Origin of the sequence: Leclercia adecarboxylata, from assembly GCF_006171285.1 — a bacterium.
GTDB classification, from domain to species: Bacteria; Pseudomonadota; Gammaproteobacteria; order Enterobacterales; family Enterobacteriaceae; genus Enterobacter; species Enterobacter barmai.
On sequence record NZ_CP040889.1, the window covers coordinates 4225589 to 4243289 of the forward strand.

Genomic DNA, 17701 nt, shown 5'->3' on the forward strand with positions numbered 1-17701 from the left:
GGTAATCAGCCATTCCACCTGTTATGAGTTCACCAGTGTCCCACCACTGACGGGCTGAACCCACAACATAACCAGGTATTTAGATTTGTAACATCCTGATATTCGATCAGTAGCCACCTCCGGGTGGCTTTTTTTATGGGCGCAATATGGCAACAGCAACCGCAATAAAAGGCCGCAAAGGTGGTGGCTCTAAATCCCGCACGCCTACTGAACAGCCTGATGACCTTCAGTCTGTAGCGAAGGCCAAAATTCTGATAGCTCTGGGTGAGGGAGAGTTCTCCGGCCAGCTCACCGGTAAAAATATTTATCTGGATGGCACCGCACTGGAGAACGCAGACGGATCGCCAAACTTTAGCGGGGTGGTGTGGGAGTTTCGCCCGGGTAACCAGGCTCAGAGTTATATCCAGGGGATACCGGGTACAGAAAACGAAATCACCGTCGGTACCGAAGTATCAAGTGCCACAGCCTGGACGCGCACGTTTACCAATGCCCAGCTCTCGGCTGTTCGTCTTCGCCTGAAATGGCCCTCGCTGTTCAAACAGGAGAACGACGGCGATCTGGTCGGTAACTCTGTTAACTATGCGATTGACCTGCAGACCGACGGCGGAGCCTGGCAGACGGTGCTGAATAACAGCGTGACCGGTAAAACCACATCCGGCTATGAGCGCAGCCACCGTATCGATCTGCCTCAGGCGGGCAGCACCTGGACTATTCGCCTGCGCAAGCTGACCGCTGATGCAAACAGCGCGAAGATCGGCGACACGATGACACTTCAGAGCTTCACTGAGGTGATCGACGCCAAACTGCGCTACCCGAACACCGCGCTGCTTTACATCGAATTCGACTCAAGCCAGTTCAACGGCTCTATCCCGCAGATCTCCTGCGAGCCGCGCGGGCGCGTGATCCGCGTACCTGACACCTACAACCCGGAAACCCGCACTTACACCGGCACCTGGACCGGGGCGTTTAAGTGGGCGTGGACTGATAACCCGGCGTGGATTTTTTACGACCTGGTGGTTTCCGACCGGTTCGGCCTGGGTCACCGGCTCACCGCGGCGAATATCGACAAATGGACGCTGTACCAGGTGGCCCAGTATTGCGATCAGCCGGTACCGGACGGGAAGGGCGGCAGCGGTACCGAGCCGCGGTACATCTGCAACGTGTACATTCAGGACCGGAACGACGCCTATACCGTTCTCCGTGACTTTGCGGCCATATTCCGGGGTATGACTTACTGGGGAGGCGATCAGATTGTTGCCCTGGCGGATATGCCCCGGGATGTGGATTACAGCTATACCCGCGCCAACGTCATTGATGGCCGCTTTACCTACGCCAGCAGTACCACGAAAACGCGTTATACCACGGCGCTGGTGTCCTGGTCCGATCCCGCTAACGCCTACGCTGACGCGATGGAACCGGTATTCGAGCAGGCGCTGGTGGCGCGCTATGGGTTTAACCAGCTGGAAATGACGGCCATCGGCTGCACCCGGCAGTCAGAGGCGAACCGCAAAGGCCGCTGGGGCATTCTCACCAACAACAAGGATCGCGTCGTTTCGTTTGACGTTGGTCTGGATGGCAACATACCTCAACCCGGGTACATCATCGCCGTCGCTGATGAGATGCTGTCCGGTAAGGTCACCGGCGGGCGTATCAGCACGGTGAATGGCCGGGTGATCACCCTTGACCGCGCGCCGGATGCTAAGGCAGGTCACCGCCTTATTCTCAACCTTCCGTCAGGCGCATCTCAGGCTCGTACAATCCAGGCAGTGAACGGAAAAGCAGTAACGGTCAGCACCGCCTACAGCGAAACGCCGCAGGCGGAAAGTGTCTGGGTGGCGGAATCCGATGAGCTGTATGCCCAACAGTACCGGGTGATTAGCATCAGCGACAATAACGACGGAACGTTTACTGTTACCGGCGCGGCTCACGATCCGGATAAGTATGCCCGCATCGATACTGGCGCCATCATTGACCAGCGTCCGGTAAGCGTGATCCCTCCCGGTAATCAGTTCGCGCCAGGAAATATAATTATCAGCTCCTACTCGATGGTGAATCAGGGCATCAGCATCGAAACCATGCGCGCCAGTTGGGACCCGGCTCCGAACGCGATCGCCTACGAGGCTCAGTGGCGTCGCAATGACGGGAACTGGGTAAACGTACCGCGCAGCTCTACCACCTCGTTTGAAGTTCCGGCGATTTATGCCGGGCGTTATCTGGTGCGCGTCCGCGCCATTAATGCTGCTGAAATTTCTTCGAAGTGGGCCACTTCGCTTGAAGTAACGTTAAAAGGGAAGGTTGGCGCCCCGCCGGTACCTGTCAACTTCAGGACGACACCCTTACTTTGGGGTGTGCAACTGGACTGGGATTTTCCTGCAAATACAGCGGATACCCTGCAGACCGAGATTCAGTATTCCACGGATGCTGCCGGCACGAATGCGATGTTGCTTACGGACGTGCCTTATCCGCAGCACATGTATCAGCAGCTGGGCCTGAAAGCCGGGGTGGGATTCTGGTACCGCGCGCGCCTTATCGACCGTACCGGTAACCAGTCGGCCTGGACTGACTTCATCCAGGGCAGCAGCAGCTCGGTTGCAGCTGATTACCTGGTGGATATCGACAACCAGATCAAACAGACCGACGCCTACAAAAACGTCGTAAAAGAAATAACTGACCTGGGTGATGACCTTCAGTCAGCGCGCGACGACATCACCGCAGTCACGACAGAGTCGGCTGCCACAAAATCGGGTCTGGCGCAGGAGGTCACGGACCGTAAGAAAGCCATTGCCGACGAGGCAGCGGCGCGCGGTCAGGCGCTGCTGACAGAGAAGAACGAGCGCGTCGCGGATATCAGTAACGTTAACCAGACAATTCAGACCACCTCCGACTCGCTGGCGCAACAGATCGCGCAGATTTCGGCGGGCACCGGCTCCCAGTTCGACCCGGCCAAAATCTGGTATTTCGATTCTTCAGTAGAGGGCTGGACCGGGAACGGGGCGCCGACAATCGTTGACGGGTGGATCCGCCCGGCGAACCATGCCACCGATCCGTGGGTGGCGTCGCCAGGCTCACTGGCCATCAACTCCTCTTCCTATCGCTTCATTAAGCTGCGTATCAGGAAATTCGGTGCGCCGGGCTGGGCGGGCCAGCTGCGGTGGCGTGGCACTGGTGGCTTCAGTGACACCAATGTGTTCACCGTCGCCGAGCCTGCCTATGACGCAAATGGTATCGCCACGGTGGAGTTTGACAACATCCCCTGGCTGACCGAAACCACGATGAATCAGTTCAGACTGGATCTGTCCACTAAACAGGATGCGACGAACTATTATCTGATTGACTGGGTAGCGGTCGGGCGGCCAACGCCGGGGGCCGGGATGGCGGCGCTGCAGCAGGAAACGGCGGCGCGCGTTGCTGGCGACCAGGCGGAAGCCACAGCGCGCGAGACGCTGGCGACGCAGATCCGGGGAGGTTACACCGGGGATGACCCGTCGAAGCTAGTCTCGGGCCTGCTCTACACCGAACGCCAGGCGCGCATCACCGCTCAGGAAGCAGAGGTGACGGAGCGGAAGAAGCTGGAATCGACCGTAAACGATAACCGCGCAGCCGTTACTCAGGAGCTGGCGACGCTGACGACTGAGCAGGAGGCTCAGGCCACCACGCTTTCGGGACTGCAGGTTACCGTCGGCAAAAACACCGCAGATATCACTACGGTTACCAAAACCGTAGCTGATAACAACAAGGCGCAGACCACCGCGCTGGCTGCGGTGAAAGCCACGACTGACCAGAACACAGCGGATATCAGCACGGAAACCACGGCCCGTACGGATGGAGACAGCGCGCTGGGCCGCCGTATCGACAGTCTGAAGGTTGACGTGGACGGCAACACGGCCAGCAGGGATGCCGGTATTGTTGGCAACGTCACCAATGCGCTCGCCAACTTCATGGCTTTCTCTGATCAGCGCGTCACGTTTGCCGTTGGCGAAACGAAAACGATGGCCGAGATCACCGAGGCCCGGAAGACTGCCGCGGATGCAACCAGCGCTGTGGCCGAACAGGTCACGACGCTTAAGGCCACGGTTGAGCAAAACGGCCAGACCAACGCCGCAGCCATCACGCGCATTGATAAAGCCGTTACGGATCTGGAGAGCGCCACGGCGACCAGTATCCAGCAGGTGACTGCGTCGATTGGGCAAACCAACGCTAACGTCCAGACGACCAGTCAGGCTGTTGCTGACATCAACGGTAAGCTGAACGCGCAATGGGGCGTTAAAGTCCAGGTGGAAGCGAACGGTGTTAAACGCATCGCGGGTATCCAGCTGGGCATTGACGGCGCAGGGGCCTCAAACTTCCTGATTTCTGCCGATACGTTTGCGGTTTATAACCCGACGACGAACGGGCAGGAGCTGGTTTTTGCTTCGACCGGCGGCCAGATGTTCATGCGTTCGGTATTCATCCAGGACGGTTCTATCGACAACGGCAAGATCGGCAATTACATCCAGTCCAGTAACTGGGACGGGACCGGTAATGTCGGCTGGCATATCAATAAATCCGGGTATGCCACGTTTAACGGCGTGACCGTGCGCGGAACTGTCTATGCCACTAACGGGAGTTTTAAAGGAAGCATTGAGGCGACAAGTGGGAGCTTCAGGGGCACAGTTGAGGCGACGTCTTTTATTGGTGACGTGGCGAACGTGGGCATTGCGCCGGACGCTGCTGTTTCAGGTGCTGGCGCAGCATCAAGCTCGATAACCTTTACTGATTCTTCCTCTTCTCCGCTGGATAAATCAGCCCTTCTCGAGGCGATGGTTTTTGTATCATCCACCTCTGGCACCACGACGGTCGCCATCACCCTGAACATCAACGGTAATGTCCGTGACATGGGTTCTATCAGCGTGCCGTCAGGGACTGGAGGCCTATGGATAGCAGTGCGTCACGCTGTACGGAATCTTACTGCCAACGTGATTACAGGGACCATTACGGTTACTGGCACCGGCACGGCAAGTAAGCGCATTGCCGCTCCAACACTGACCATAACCCGGGGCACCGGATCCTTCTCCTGACCCTCATAACCTCAGACCATCAAACCCGGCTCCGGCCGGGTTTTTCATTTTAAGGACATCACGAATGGCAACGATTGATGACGATTTAGCTAAATCCGTCACGGAAGGTTTTCGCCAGGCGCAAATTGATATCGTCAACCAGGACCTGATTTTATCGGGCACCGGTGACGTCACCGTAACCCTTGCAGACGGTTCGAAAAAAACGGGGCCGAGCTGGTCGAAGCTGATCACCGCAGCTAACGCGGCAGGAACCAGCGCCGCCGCAGCCAAAACCAGCGAAACAAACGCTCTTGCTTCAAAAAACGCAGCAGCACAAAGCGCCACGAACGCGGCAACGTCTGAGGGTAGCGCACTCGCATCGAAGAATGCCGCCAAGACCTCAGAAACCAACGCGAAAACGTCTGAGACTAATTCCAAAACCTCAGAAACCAACGCCAAAACCAGCGAAACAAACGCCGCAGCATCACTTGCCGCCGCGCAGCAACTGACGTCAGTTCCTTATGAGGAGGCGCCATATCCTGACGTCTGGGCACCGCTCTCTGATGATCTGCGCCTGCTGGCGGGGTCTGCTCCTTATGACACGCTGACTATTTCAGGAAAAGTTCTTGAGCTTCCGTCAAAGTCGATGACATTTACCCGGTCAACGACCGCAACGTATTTCGATAAGTCTGGTGTTCTCAAAACGGCAGCGATTGACGAGCCTCGGTTTGAGAAAGAGGGGCTGCTGGTTGAAGGGCAGAGCACTAATCAAGTACTTAACAGTGAAGACCCGACTAAGTGGGCAATGACCGGTGGCATGACAACCTCAGTTATTACAGATGGAACCGCACAGGCTATCACTTTACGAGCATCACCAACTGTTTTAGCTCCCGAGCAGTCTTTAGCTAGCTCCGCCAGCCTCGCGCTGGCTGTGGGAGATACGCTAACACTTTCTTGCAGGTTTAAAGGAACAGACGCGCGTTTTCGCTTTAGATTTTTATTAGAAGGCGCGGTTTTTGGTGATGTTTCTTTCGATTGTATTTCTGGTGAAATAGCCTCACAACCAACGGCAGGAATAACAGCTACAACTACATTGGCGGGAGGTGATGGATATACGTATGCTACTGCCACGTTAACGGTAACGACTGCTGGCAATTACATTGGACAGTTCCGAAGTTATTATAAGGCGGGAGCCCTAGGCAATAACATACCATTAGGTACTACTTTTTATTTACAAACAGTACAGGCTGAAAAAAATGCGGTGGCAACCAGTTATATTCCAACAGGAGCAGCGGCAGTTACGAGAGCGGCAGATAGTGTAACTCTGCAAGCATCGGGAAATTGCGGGCTCAGGCTAACAAGCGATTTAATTCAACGTAGTGTTTCTTTCGAATTGACTGTTAATAGCTGCGGCCTAACAAGTGGCATTCTGGATGTACTCGAAACGTATGGAGCAGCTTATGACAAGATTTTGCGACTTTCGATTGCAGGAAGTTATGCGCTGGCAACTCACCGCTCAGGCACACTCACTGCCATTTCTGGAACCTATCCTTTTTATCGTAAAACCGTAGCGCATACATTGGACGGTAACGCAGTAGCTATTTATTTTGACGGTAAAAGTGCCCGCCGCGATGCGGCACCATACTCACCTACAGCTGCCGCTCAATACCTAAAAATTTCGTCCAATTCTGCGGTTGTTTACCACATACGTAACCTGCGTATCTGGCATCGCGTCTTAACTCCAAATCAAATTAATGGACTCCGCTGATGAGAGATTTATATCTGCGCTTTAATGACGCCGACGAAATGCGCACGCAATTAATCGCGGCGGGGTTTGTGGATGATGAGGGGCAGGGTGGTTTACATCACCCCGATATCAGCCTGGATATCGTAGGTGTTATCAATGTTCCTGCTGAAGTTATCAATCCCGGTGAAGAAAACGAAGTTATCAATTACACCACCGAACCCGGCTATCACGTCAATTTGCGGGTCATGAATGACTCGCTCGATTTATCCGGGCTGAACAACTTTGTGGTTAACCCGAAAACACCGGCTCGCGTGTGGGCATAAGGAGATAATAAATGGCTCTGAGAAATGACAGCATTAATCTTACTTCAGCGGAAGTGTCAGGGTTAGGGAATAGCGCCACACGGAATGTTGGGTCAACCTCCGGAACTGTTGCCGCTGGTGATGATACACGTCTGAATACGGTTGAGGGTAAGTCTGGTGGTAGCATAAGTGGCAACGTAAAAATTACTGGTCACATAACGATTGATAGCCCTACTACTCAAGGGGCTAGCAATTTTCGTTTCACTGATACTGGTGGGTCATTACAGCTCAACTCAAACGTAGACCAAACAGAGAATGGGCCCCGAAGAATATACCGTGTTACTTCACCTGAAAATAAGGTTTTTCTGGAGGTTAATGGTGCATTCCGGTGCAGGCCTGGTATCGATTCTTCGGGATCAAATCCAAATAATGGGTTTAACATCAATTGGGTAAGTGGTAGTGGTGCTCATTTGTGGATTGATGGATCAAATACGGGCGCAATTAATACGACTCCAGTATCTGACAAATTCTTGAAGAAGAATATTCAGTACAGAAATGATACTGAAAGAGCACTGGAGGAAGTAAGCCGCTGGAAGGTGGCAACATTTAAATATAAAGCCCGCGGAATCATGCCGGAAAGCGACAATAAGCTTGGGTTTATCGCTCAAGATCTTGCTGAGGTCAGTCCTGAGACTGTAGATGGTGAAGGCTTGGAGTCCGATGATTATGACGATAATGATCCTAAAGGGGCTTATAGTCTTGATCAGGTGGCGCTGATAGCAAAACTTACGCAAGCGGTGCAGGCTCTTACGCAGCGAGTGAAGGATTTGGAGTTATCAAAAGAGGAGTGATGCGCAGGAAGCGGGGGGCCAATTTAGCATTTCATTAGGTCAGAGATGACCGTCGGCTGATCAGCAGCCATCATTGATAGGTGCCGCCGCATTGATCTGCACTCCCTTTAAAACTACTGTATATAAAAACAGTTAAAGGAGTGCAAACCATGGGGTTCCCCTCACCGGCTGGCGATTACGTAGAGCAGCGATTTTCGCCGGCCAGCATGTGCATGACGAACGAAAGTCGCATTCTCGAAACATCATCGGGTTATGCGGTCATCGAACCGGTTACCCGGTTAGTGCAAGGTCAGGTTCTGCTGATTTTGTCCGGCGACAGGACGCAGTTTGCGAAACTCAGGGGCAGGGCATTAATCACGGATGATGGTGAAGCGATAGAGGGGGAAGCGGCGGAGGAAGTTGAAGTGCTGGGGCGCGTGACGTTCTTCATCAACAGCGTGATGCAAGATGACAGGGTGGTGTGATGGGGCATGGGTGGGGCATAAAGTTACCGCGAAACGACGTTAGTTCATTGCACATGACAAATCGTATCGCGGCAACATAGCAGAAGTTACCGCACTTCAATCCAACATCAATCCACTTCGTTAAAATACTTAATAGTCTCCAGATGAAGATCGCCTGCAGCACGGGGTTCCCTAGCGCCGGGATCAGGGTAACGACATCGTGACTGCTGAGCGAACTGCCGATCCCCAGCATGATCCCGCAGAAGGAGAGCAGAGCCACGGGCAGCATAAAGGTTTTACCCAGTTGCTGGAAAAACTCCCACAGCGAGATTTTTTGTGCTGCTTTCGCCGTCATAAAACGACTCCTTTATTGTTAAAATAGATTTACCTGCCTCAGTGCTGCGAGAAGATAAAACGTTTTATCAAAGTTTAGTGCGCGCTAAATCACATTCTCAGGCTTTGGCAGAGAGTATAAAGATAACGTATTGATAAAACGTTTTAGCGATCTCATTATCAGGGAGTCACGCCACCACATGGCTGTAGCGAAAAAGATCACCATCAACGACGTCGCACTGGCGGCGGGGGTTTCCGTCAGCACGGTTTCACTGGTTTTGAGCGGTAAAGGACGCATCTCTCCCGCAACGGGCCAGCGCGTCAACGAGGCGGTTGAGCAACTCGGTTTTGTCCGCAACCGCCAGGCATCCGCCCTGCGGGGTGGGCAAAGCGGGGTGATTGGCCTGATCGTCCGCGACCTCACGTCGCCGTTTTATGCCGAGCTCACGGCAGGCCTGACGGAAGCGCTGGAAGCCCAGGGGCGGATGGTCTTTTTGCTGTCCGGCGGGCGCGAGGCCGACCAGCTGCTCCAGCGTCTCGACATGCTGCTGACGCAAGGGGTGGATGGCGTGATCGTCGCTGGAGCCTCCGGGGTGAGTAATGAGCTGTGCGAGCGGGCCGCACAGAAGGGCGTTCCGCTGGTGTTTGCCTCCCGCGCCAGCTATCTGGACGAAGCGGATACCCTGCGCCCGGACAACATGCAGGCGGCGCAAATGCTGACCGAACATCTTATTCATCGTGGCCATCAGCGGATTGCCTGGCTGGGCGGGCAAAGCTCCTCGCTGACCCGCGCCGAACGGGTGGGCGGCTACTGCGCGACCTTGATTAAATACGGGCTGCCGTTCCACAGCGAGTGGGTGGTGGAGTGCGGCTCCAGCCAGAAGCAGGCGGCAGAGGCGATAAATGCACTGCTGCGCGCCAGTCCGACCATCAGCGCCGTGATCTGCTACAACGACGTCATCGCCATGGGGGCCTGGTTTGGCCTGATCCGTGCCGGACGACAAAGCGGGGAAGGCGGAGTTGAAACTTTCTTTGGTCATCAGGTGGCGCTCGGCGCCTTTGCGGATGTGTCAGAGAACGCGCTGGACGATCTGCCCATCGTCTGGGCGACCACTCCCGCGCGCGAAATGGGCTACACCCTGGCAGATCGCATTATGCAGCGCATCGAGAAATCCGACGTGCAGGCCGGGCACCAGATCGTTTCAGCCCGGCTGGTGACGGTGAAATAGCGTTACGCTTATGGCGTGAGCGGGTTCATCGCCAGCCGCGCCTCAAGGGCTTCAACAAACTTACGCACCTTCACCGGGATCAGTCGCGACGTCGGGTAAACGGCCCAGACGGCCAGGGCCTCCGGTTGAGCATCCTCCAGCACGATCCGCTCAAGCTGGCCCTGCGCCAGGGCGGGCTCAACGTACCAGCGGGAGAGGTTGGCGATACCCATTCCCCCCAGACACGCCTCAAAGATCGCCTCAATGGAGTTCGCCGAAAATCGCCCGGACAACTTCTGTTTGCTGCGCTGCCCGCCCTGGTCAAACGCCCAGTGGGTGGTATCGGAGGTGGTTAAGCAGCTGTGCGTCGCCAGATCGCTGAGGGTTTTCGGATAGCCGTTCGCCGCCAGATATTCAGCGCTGGCGCACAAATCGCGGGGGTTATCGCACAGGCGATGCGCCACCAGACGGTTGTCCCGCAGCGGGGCGATACGTAACGCCACGTCGATTCCTCTGGCGACAATATCGACCTGCTCATCGGTGGCGAGCAGATCCACCTGCAGGGCAGGATGCTGGCGCATAAAGTCGGGCAGCATCGGGGCGATGATCTTCCGCCCAAACGCCGCCGAGGCGGTGATGCGCAGCCGCCCGGTAAGGTGGGTGCCGTCAGGAAACAGATCGGCAAGAGCATTGGTTTTGTCCTCCAGCAGCGCCTGGGCATGGGGCAAAAAAACCGCGCCGTCGCTGGTGGGGGAAAGGGAGCGCGTGGTGCGATGCACCAGCCGGACTCCAAGCTCCGCCTCCAGATTATTGAGGCACCGCGAAGCCGCCATGGCGCTCATCGAGAGCCGACGCGCCGCCCCCGCCAGGCTGCCCGCTTTGATCGCTTCCACGAACACTTCCACCTCTTCCAGTTTCATTATCTCGCTTCTCGTTATACTGGCCTATCAAATTACACATCTACACTAATTGTCGTTATAGCGCCATAGTCACTTCACGTTCAGATTAACGGTGAATTCGGAGTGAAGATGAAAAAGATGACCGCAGTTTTAGCCCTCAGCAGCCTGTTTGTGGCGAGCGCCGTCCTGGCTGATGCGCTCGCCCAGATTAAACAGCAGGTGCCGGGATATTACCGCCTGGCTGTCGGAGCCTATGAAGTCACGGCGCTGTTCGACGGCTACAACGATCTCTCGCCCTCCTTATTAAAAGGGCTGTCGGCCAGCAAAATACGCGAGCTGCTGGCGCAACATAAGATTGATGCCGAGCGCATGCCCACCTCCTTTAACGCTTTTCTGATCAATACCGGGAAACATCTGGTGATGATTGACAGCGGGGCGGGCCACTGTGTGCCGCAAACCGCTGGACAGCTGATCCCCAATATGACGGCGTCCGGGTATCGCCCCGAGCAGGTTGACACCATCTTCCTGACCCACCTTCATCTGGATCATGTGTGCGGTCTGAGCGATGCCGCCGGTAAAGCGCTGTTCCCCAATGCCACGGTTTACGTGCCGCAGGGGGAAGCCGACTACTGGCTGGATCCGGCGAAAGAAGCCAGCGCACCGGCGAATGCGAAGGAGTATTTCGCCATCGCCCGGGATGCCCTGGCAGCCTATAAAGCGGCCGGACGGCTGAAAACCTTCGTACCGCCCGCCTCGCCCATTCCGGAGGTCCAGACCGCCTATGCCACCGGCCACACTCCTGGCAGCACCCTCTACCGCTTTGCCTCTGAAGGGAAGGCCGTTAACTTCATTGGCGATCTGATCCATGCGCCCGCCGTGCAGTTTCCGCACCCTGAAGTGACGATTCGCTTTGACGTGGACGCGAAGAAAGCCTTCTTGTCCCGTGAAAAAGAATTTAACGCCCTGGCGAAAGATGGCGAGTGGCTGGCGGCGGCGCATCTGGCCTTCCCGGGGATCGGCCAGATCTCCGCAAGCCCGCAGGGTTACAGCTGGAATCCGGCGAACTACGGCCCGTACCAGCGTGCGGCCGATGTGCCACTGTTGAAATAAGGCGAGGGAATAAAGATGAAAAGTTATACCGTTATGGCAAATGGCATCCGTCAGTTTGTGGTTGAGGAGGGGGAAGGCGCGCCGGTTATCCTGCTGCACGGTTTTCCGGAAACCCACTACGCCTGGCGCTATCAGATCCCTGTTCTGTCAAAACACTACCGGGTAATCGCTCCGGATTTGCGCGGGTACGGGGAAACCGATAAACCCGCCTCCGGCTACGATAAACGCAATATGGCGCGGGATATCCGGGAGCTGATGCGCGCGCTGGGGCTGGAAAAAGTGGTGCTGGTGGGGCACGACCGTGGGGCGCGGGTCGCAACCCGCTTTGCGAAAGATTATCCGGAACTGGTGGATCGTCTGGTGGTGATGGACAACGTCCCGACGCGTATCGTTGCGCGCGATCTAAATGCCTCCATTGCCCGGGCGTACTGGTTCTTCCTGTTCCACCTCGTGCCCGATCTGCCGGAAGCCCTGATTGTCGGTCGGGAGCATATCTGGCTGCGCCACTTCTTCTCGGACTGGACGTTTGATCCGTCAACCATCAGCCGCGAGGCATTTGATACCTATGTCCGGGCTTATCAGGCCCCCGGAGCCGTGCGCGGGGCCATGGCGGATTATCGCGCTAACGCGGAGGATGTGGCGCAGGATCTTGCCGACGCTGACGTCAAAATTGCCTGCCCGGTGATGTCGCTGTGGGGCAATGATTTCCACGCCGTCGGAAAGCTGTTCGATATGCAAAGCGTCTGGGCGGAAATGGCGGACGATCTCAGGGGGTATGCCATTGAGGAGTGTGGTCATCTGCCGCAGGAAGAGCAGCCGGAGAAGGTCAATGCCCTGCTGCTGGATTTCCTTACCGGCTGGAAAGGATAAGCGGCAATAAAAAACCCCTCCGAAGAGGGGTTAAACCGTTACTGCTGAGGAACCGCAGGTGCTGCCGGAGCGGCCGGAGCTGGTGGTACTGCTGGTGCCGCAGGCTCGGCCGGTGGCGCCAGGTTCAGGGCCGGTACGCCGAACATGCCAACGAATTCCTCCAGCGGCATTTTCTGACCGTTCAGCGTCACCTGACCATTGCTGTACTGCAGGCTGGTGCTGATGACGTTATCTTCCACGGTGGTGATGCGGAACATCTGTCCCATCGCCGCCAGGCCTTTCACCTGCTGGCTGGCCAGCTTCCCGGCGTCATCCTCGTTGTAGCCTTCCAGCTTCGCAATCTGGGTCATGAACTCGGTCGCCATGTCCATTGGGATGGTCAGCTTGCTCTCCAGCGATTTCACGCTGCGATCCACTTCCTGGGCCAGGGTCTGGGCTTCACCCGTCGCGGTAGCCGGATCTTTCATGAACAGCGACAGATTGAAGTTGGTTTCGCCTTTGCTGTTTTTCCAGCTCAGCGGGGCGAGAGTGATTACCGGCTCGCCTTTGAGCAGGATCGGCAGATTGCCGAAGAACGCCTCGGCCACTTTCTGCTGGTAGAGCGCCGGGTTATTGGTCATCAGCTCTTTATCTGCCAGCAGCGCCTGGCTCTGGGCGCGGTACTGTTGGCTGAACTGGTGCCACGCCTGACCGTCGATATTGCCGATTTTCAGCGTCAGCTTGCCGGTACCCAGGTCCTGATTCTGCACTTTCAGGCTCTTCAGGCTGTAATCCAGCTGGCTGTTGATGCTCTTGCCATCTTTAGACAGATCCGCAGTCGCTTTCAAATCCGTGCCTTCCAGCACCGCCATCTCTTTGCCTTCGATGGCGATAGCCATTTTATCAAGGGTCAGTTTCTGATCGCCGATGCGTTCATCAAAGCTGGTCAGACGGCTGTTGCCATCGATGTTCAGGTTATTGAAGGTCAGCTGGACTTTCTGATCGTACTCGTTCACCGCGTGGACCAGGCCGCTTGCCGCTTCGCCTTTCAGCGTGACGTTTTTGCCGTCGCGATCGGCATCAAGCTGGAAGTTGCCGCCGCTGAACGCCACTTTCTCGTCGCCATTCTCGTAATTCAGCGCTTTCAGGGCGATATCGGAACGGGTATCACCGGCATAGCTGATGCGGGTATTGATTTCGAACGGCGACTCATTCTTAGCCAGATCGAACAGCGGCTTAGAGGCTTCGTTGTTGACCAGGGTCGATTTCACCGAGGCCATAGAAGGGATCAGGTTGAACTTTTTCAGCTGGGCCAGCGGGAACGGGCCGTGGTCAACTTCTTCGTTCAGCACCAGGTTTTGACCCGGCTGCAGCCACGGATTTGTGCTGCCAGCAACCGGCTTAACGACCATCTGCAAATGGCTGCTGAACACGCCGCGCTGATAATCCTGATAGCTCAGCTCCAGCCCGGCTTCCGGTGCGGTACGCTTAAGCTCACCGTTCGCCTGCGCCACCATCTCTGACAGACGACTCTCCAGCTGTTTCCCTGTGTACCAGGCCGCGCCCGTCCAGACCAGCCCTAAAGCAACAATAACGCCTGCAGCTACAACCGATTTTTTCATCGTGATTATCCCTAAAATGAAACCGAGCGGTGAAAACCGCCCGGTGAGGTCATAAGATTACCAATAGCTTAGCAATAATTGTTAAAAAATTCAGCGGTTCACTAAAGCTTGTTGAAAACCCGCGCCAGACGACCCACGCCGCTGACGCTGACCGGAGAGTCATTCGCCGCAATAAAGGCTGACTCGCCAGGCTTCAGCACCAGGCGCTCGTCACCCTTGCTCAGCACGGCTTCGCCCTCAACGCAGAACAGAATGGCCGCGCTCTGCTGGGCGATACGGGTCTCGTCGCTGCCGAGGTCATGCAGCGAGAAAGCAAAGTCATCCACCGGAATCGGGAAGTCCAGCTCTGCGCCGTTTTTCACCGGTTGGGTAAGCAACTCAGCGGCCGGTTTGGCGACGAATTTGACGTTAGCCACCAGTTCAGGAATGTCGATGTATTTTGGCGTCAGCCCCGCACGCAGGACGTTATCGGAGTTCGCCATCACCTCCAGTGCCACGCCTTTAAGATAGGCGTGCGGCGTTTCGGCAAACAGGAACATCGCTTCGCCCGGCTCCAGTTTCACCACGTTCAGCAGCAGCGGAGAGAAGAGACCGCTGTCGTCCGGGTAAAATTCTGAAATGACGCGAATAGTCTCCCAGGGTTCCCCTTTCTGGCTGTTGAGGGCCGCTTTCAGCACCGCCAGGGCGCGGGATTTTTCGTCGCCCTGCATATTGAGCAGGCTGGCGAAAAGGTGGCTCAGGCGATCGGCATCCGGTTTTTCGAGGAAGTGGGCGATGGCGCTGTGCGCCCCGGCGACCGGCTGCAGCAGGGAGACGATCTCAGAGAACTCGCGGAAGGCGTTCATTGCCAGGAACGGAGTCAGGGCAAAAACCAGTTCCGGTTTGTGGTTGGGATCTTTGTAGTTACGTTCGGCGGCATCCAGCGGAATACCGGCCGCGTTCTCTTTCGCAAAGCCCTCTTCGGAGGCCTGCTTGTTCGGGTGAACCTGAATGGAGAGCGGTTGATCGGCGCAAAGCACCTTGAAGAGGAATGGCAGTTCGCCAAAACGTTCGGCGACGGCACCGCCCAACAGCGTGGTTTTATCGGCATCAATAACCTCACGCAGGGAACGCACGCCCCGGGCATCTTCAATTTTTGAGCTGCTCTTCGGGTGCGCCCCCATCCACAATTCTGCCATCGGCAGGTTGTCCGGGTTGGCGATACCGTAGAGATCCGTTAACGCAGTTTTACTTCCCCAGGCGTAGTTCTGCACTGAGTTGATGAGTTTTTGCATTATCAAGCCCTGTTTCATATGTGGAATTATCTGCCCGTATTAAAGCAATAAACCGCACGGATGTAACCTGCACGCGGAAAAAGTCGTACTAGTCTCAGTTTTTGTTAAAAAATTGTGTAGGATAGGCTAACTCGCTTTTAAGCAGGGCAGCGGAACATCTGCTCTAAATAAACAGACCGAAGCAGTAAGTGAGAGATCAATGTCGAATAAACCCTTCCATTACCAGGATCCTTTCCCGCTGGCCAAGGATCAGACCGAATATTACCTGTTAACCCGCGACCACGTTTCTGTCTCCGAGTTTGAAGGACAGGAGATCCTGAAAGTTGAGCCGCAGGCGCTGACCTTACTGGCGCAGCAGGCTTTCCACGACGCCTCGTTTATGCTGCGCCCGGCGCACCAGCAGCAGGTCGCGGATATCCTCAGCGATCCGCAGGCCAGTGAAAACGACAAGTACGTGGCCCTGCAGTTCCTGCGTAACTCCGATATCGCGGCGAAAGGCATTCTGCCGACCTGCCAGGATACCGGCACCGCGATTATTACCGGCAAAAAAGGCCAGCGCGTCTGGACCGGCGGCGGCGATGAAGCTGCCCTGGCGCACGGCGTGTACAACACCTATATCGAAGACAACCTGCGCTATTCGCAAAACGCCGCACTGGATATGTACAAAGAGGTCAATACCGGCACTAACCTGCCCGCGCAGATCGACCTCTACAGCGTGGATGGCGACGAATACAAATTCCTGTGCATCGCCAAGGGTGGCGGTTCCGCCAACAAAACCTACCTCTATCAGGAGACCAAAGCGCTCCTGACTCCAGGCAAGCTGAAGAACTACCTGGTGGAGAAGATGCGCACCCTCGGCACCGCCGCCTGTCCGCCGTACCATATTGCGTTTGTCATCGGTGGCACCTCGGCAGAAAGCACCCTCAAAACCGTGAAGCTGGCCTCTACCAAATATTACGATGGCCTGCCGACCGAAGGTAACGAGCACGGCCAGGCGTTCCGCGACGTACAGCTGGAGCAGGAGCTGCTGGTGGAAGCGCAGAACCTCGGCCTCGGCGCGCAGTTCGGCGGCAAATATTTCGCCCACGACATTCGCGTGATCCGTCTCCCGCGTCACGGCGCTTCCTGCCCGGTGGGCATGGGCGTCTCCTGCTCGGCGGACCGCAACATCAAAGCCAAAATCAACCGCGACGGGATCTGGATTGAAAAGCTGGAAAACAACCCGGGCAAGTATATCCCTGAAGAGCTGCGTAAAGCGGGCGAGGGCGAGGCGGTACACGTCGACCTGAACCGTCCGATGAACGAGATCCTGGCCCAGCTTTCTCAGTACCCGGTCTCTACCCGTCTGTCGCTGAACGGCACCATCATCGTGGGCCGCGATATCGCCCACGCGAAGCTGAAAGAGCGTCTGGATAACGGCGAAGGGCTGCCGCAGTACGTTAAGGATCACCCGATCTACTACGCAGGCCCGGCCAAAACGCCGGACGGTTATGCGTCTGGCTCCCTGGGCCCGACCACAGCCGGTCGTATGGACTCCTACGTCGACCAGCTGCAGGCCAACGGCGGAAGCATGATCATGCTGGCGAAGGGTAACCGCAGCCAGCAGGTGACCGACGCCTGCCACAAACACGGCGGTTTCTACCTCGGCAGTATTGGCGGCCCGGCTGCGGTACTGGCGCAGGGCAGTATCAAGAGCCTGGAGTGCGTTGAGTACCCGGAACTGGGTATGGAGGCTATCTGGAAAATTGAAGTGGAAGACTTCCCGGCGTTTATCCTTGTGGATGACAAAGGTAACGACTTCTTCAAGCAGATCCAGTCGTCCCAGTGTTCGGCGTGCGTGAAGTAGTTTGAAAAACCTGCCGGGTGGCGGCTTCGCCTTACCCGGCCTACTGAACATGTAGGCCGGGTAAGCGCAGCGCCACCCGGCACAAGCCCGGCAACAAAAAGAGCGCACAAAGCGCCATACCCTTTTCCCGATCTCATCAATACTTGTTTCTTTGAGCTGTGAGCAACCCACTTCGTTGTTA

General features: G+C 56.2%; 12 protein-coding genes and 1 pseudogene. 9 read left to right on the forward strand and 4 right to left on the reverse strand.

Annotated features, from left to right (window positions below):
- The first annotated feature begins 146 nt into the window (after nucleotides 1-146).
- From gpJ to FHN83_RS22070, 5 genes are all read left to right on the forward strand, one after another.
- The gene (gene gpJ, locus FHN83_RS28855) at nucleotides 147-5057 is read left to right on the forward strand and encodes a TipJ family phage tail tip protein (RefSeq protein WP_139564935.1); all 4911 of its coding nucleotides are present in this window, start codon (nucleotides 147-149) and stop codon (nucleotides 5055-5057) included.
- A 64-nt stretch (nucleotides 5058-5121) separates the two neighbouring features.
- Nucleotides 5122-6804, forward strand: a complete 1683-nt coding sequence (locus FHN83_RS28300) for a phage head spike fiber domain-containing protein (protein WP_176556515.1) — start codon at nucleotides 5122-5124, stop codon at nucleotides 6802-6804.
- Nucleotides 6804-7106: a hypothetical protein gene (locus FHN83_RS22060; protein WP_139564936.1), complete on the forward strand. Its 303-nt coding sequence runs from the start codon at nucleotides 6804-6806 to the stop codon at nucleotides 7104-7106. The genes FHN83_RS28300 and FHN83_RS22060 overlap by 1 nt, the downstream gene beginning before the upstream one ends.
- A gap of 11 nt (nucleotides 7107-7117) precedes the next feature.
- Nucleotides 7118-7936, forward strand: coding sequence for a tail fiber domain-containing protein (locus tag FHN83_RS22065; protein ID WP_139564937.1), 819 nt, complete (start codon nucleotides 7118-7120; stop codon nucleotides 7934-7936).
- A 149-nt stretch (nucleotides 7937-8085) separates the two neighbouring features.
- Complete coding sequence (locus FHN83_RS22070) at nucleotides 8086-8400, forward strand: hypothetical protein (protein WP_139564938.1); 315 nt, start codon at nucleotides 8086-8088, stop codon at nucleotides 8398-8400.
- A 139-nt stretch (nucleotides 8401-8539) separates the two neighbouring features.
- Here FHN83_RS22070 and FHN83_RS22075 read toward each other — a convergent pair.
- Nucleotides 8540-8734: pseudogene (locus FHN83_RS22075) on the reverse strand (PTS sugar transporter subunit IIBC); the annotation flags it as partial.
- A gap of 178 nt (nucleotides 8735-8912) precedes the next feature.
- On the opposite strand from FHN83_RS22075, the gene FHN83_RS22080 reads away from it, so the two are divergent.
- A complete protein-coding gene (locus tag FHN83_RS22080; protein WP_139564939.1) occupies nucleotides 8913-9941 on the forward strand; it encodes a Mal regulon transcriptional regulator MalI in 1029 nt (342 codons plus the stop codon).
- 8 nt (nucleotides 9942-9949) lie between these two features.
- Here the strand turns inward: FHN83_RS22080 and FHN83_RS22085 are convergent, their stop codons facing one another.
- Nucleotides 9950-10840: a LysR family transcriptional regulator gene (locus FHN83_RS22085; protein ID WP_139564940.1), complete on the reverse strand. Its 891-nt coding sequence runs from the start codon at nucleotides 10838-10840 to the stop codon at nucleotides 9950-9952.
- Nucleotides 10841-10957: 117 nt separating this feature from the next.
- On the opposite strand from FHN83_RS22085, the gene FHN83_RS22090 reads away from it, so the two are divergent.
- Together FHN83_RS22090 and FHN83_RS22095 are read left to right on the forward strand one after the other, a co-directional pair.
- On the forward strand, nucleotides 10958-11929 hold the full coding sequence (locus FHN83_RS22090) for an MBL fold metallo-hydrolase (RefSeq protein WP_255296456.1): 972 nt from the start codon (nucleotides 10958-10960) through the stop codon (nucleotides 11927-11929).
- A gap of 15 nt (nucleotides 11930-11944) precedes the next feature.
- A complete protein-coding gene (locus tag FHN83_RS22095) occupies nucleotides 11945-12799 on the forward strand; it encodes an alpha/beta fold hydrolase (RefSeq protein ID WP_139564942.1) in 855 nt (284 codons plus the stop codon).
- A gap of 38 nt (nucleotides 12800-12837) precedes the next feature.
- Here FHN83_RS22095 and FHN83_RS22100 read toward each other — a convergent pair whose 3' ends face one another.
- Together FHN83_RS22100 and manA are read right to left on the reverse strand one after the other, a co-directional pair.
- On the reverse strand, nucleotides 12838-14400 hold the full coding sequence (locus tag FHN83_RS22100) for a YdgA family protein (protein WP_139564943.1): 1563 nt from the start codon (nucleotides 14398-14400) through the stop codon (nucleotides 12838-12840).
- A 101-nt stretch (nucleotides 14401-14501) separates the two neighbouring features.
- The gene (manA, locus tag FHN83_RS22105; RefSeq protein WP_039029179.1) at nucleotides 14502-15674 is read right to left on the reverse strand and encodes a mannose-6-phosphate isomerase; all 1173 of its coding nucleotides are present in this window, start codon (nucleotides 15672-15674) and stop codon (nucleotides 14502-14504) included.
- A 199-nt stretch (nucleotides 15675-15873) separates the two neighbouring features.
- Here manA and fumA point away from each other — a divergent pair, with 199 nt between their 5' ends.
- A complete protein-coding gene (gene fumA / locus FHN83_RS22110) occupies nucleotides 15874-17520 on the forward strand; it encodes a class I fumarate hydratase FumA (protein WP_139564944.1) in 1647 nt (548 codons plus the stop codon).
- Nucleotides 17521-17701 lie beyond the last annotated feature (181 nt).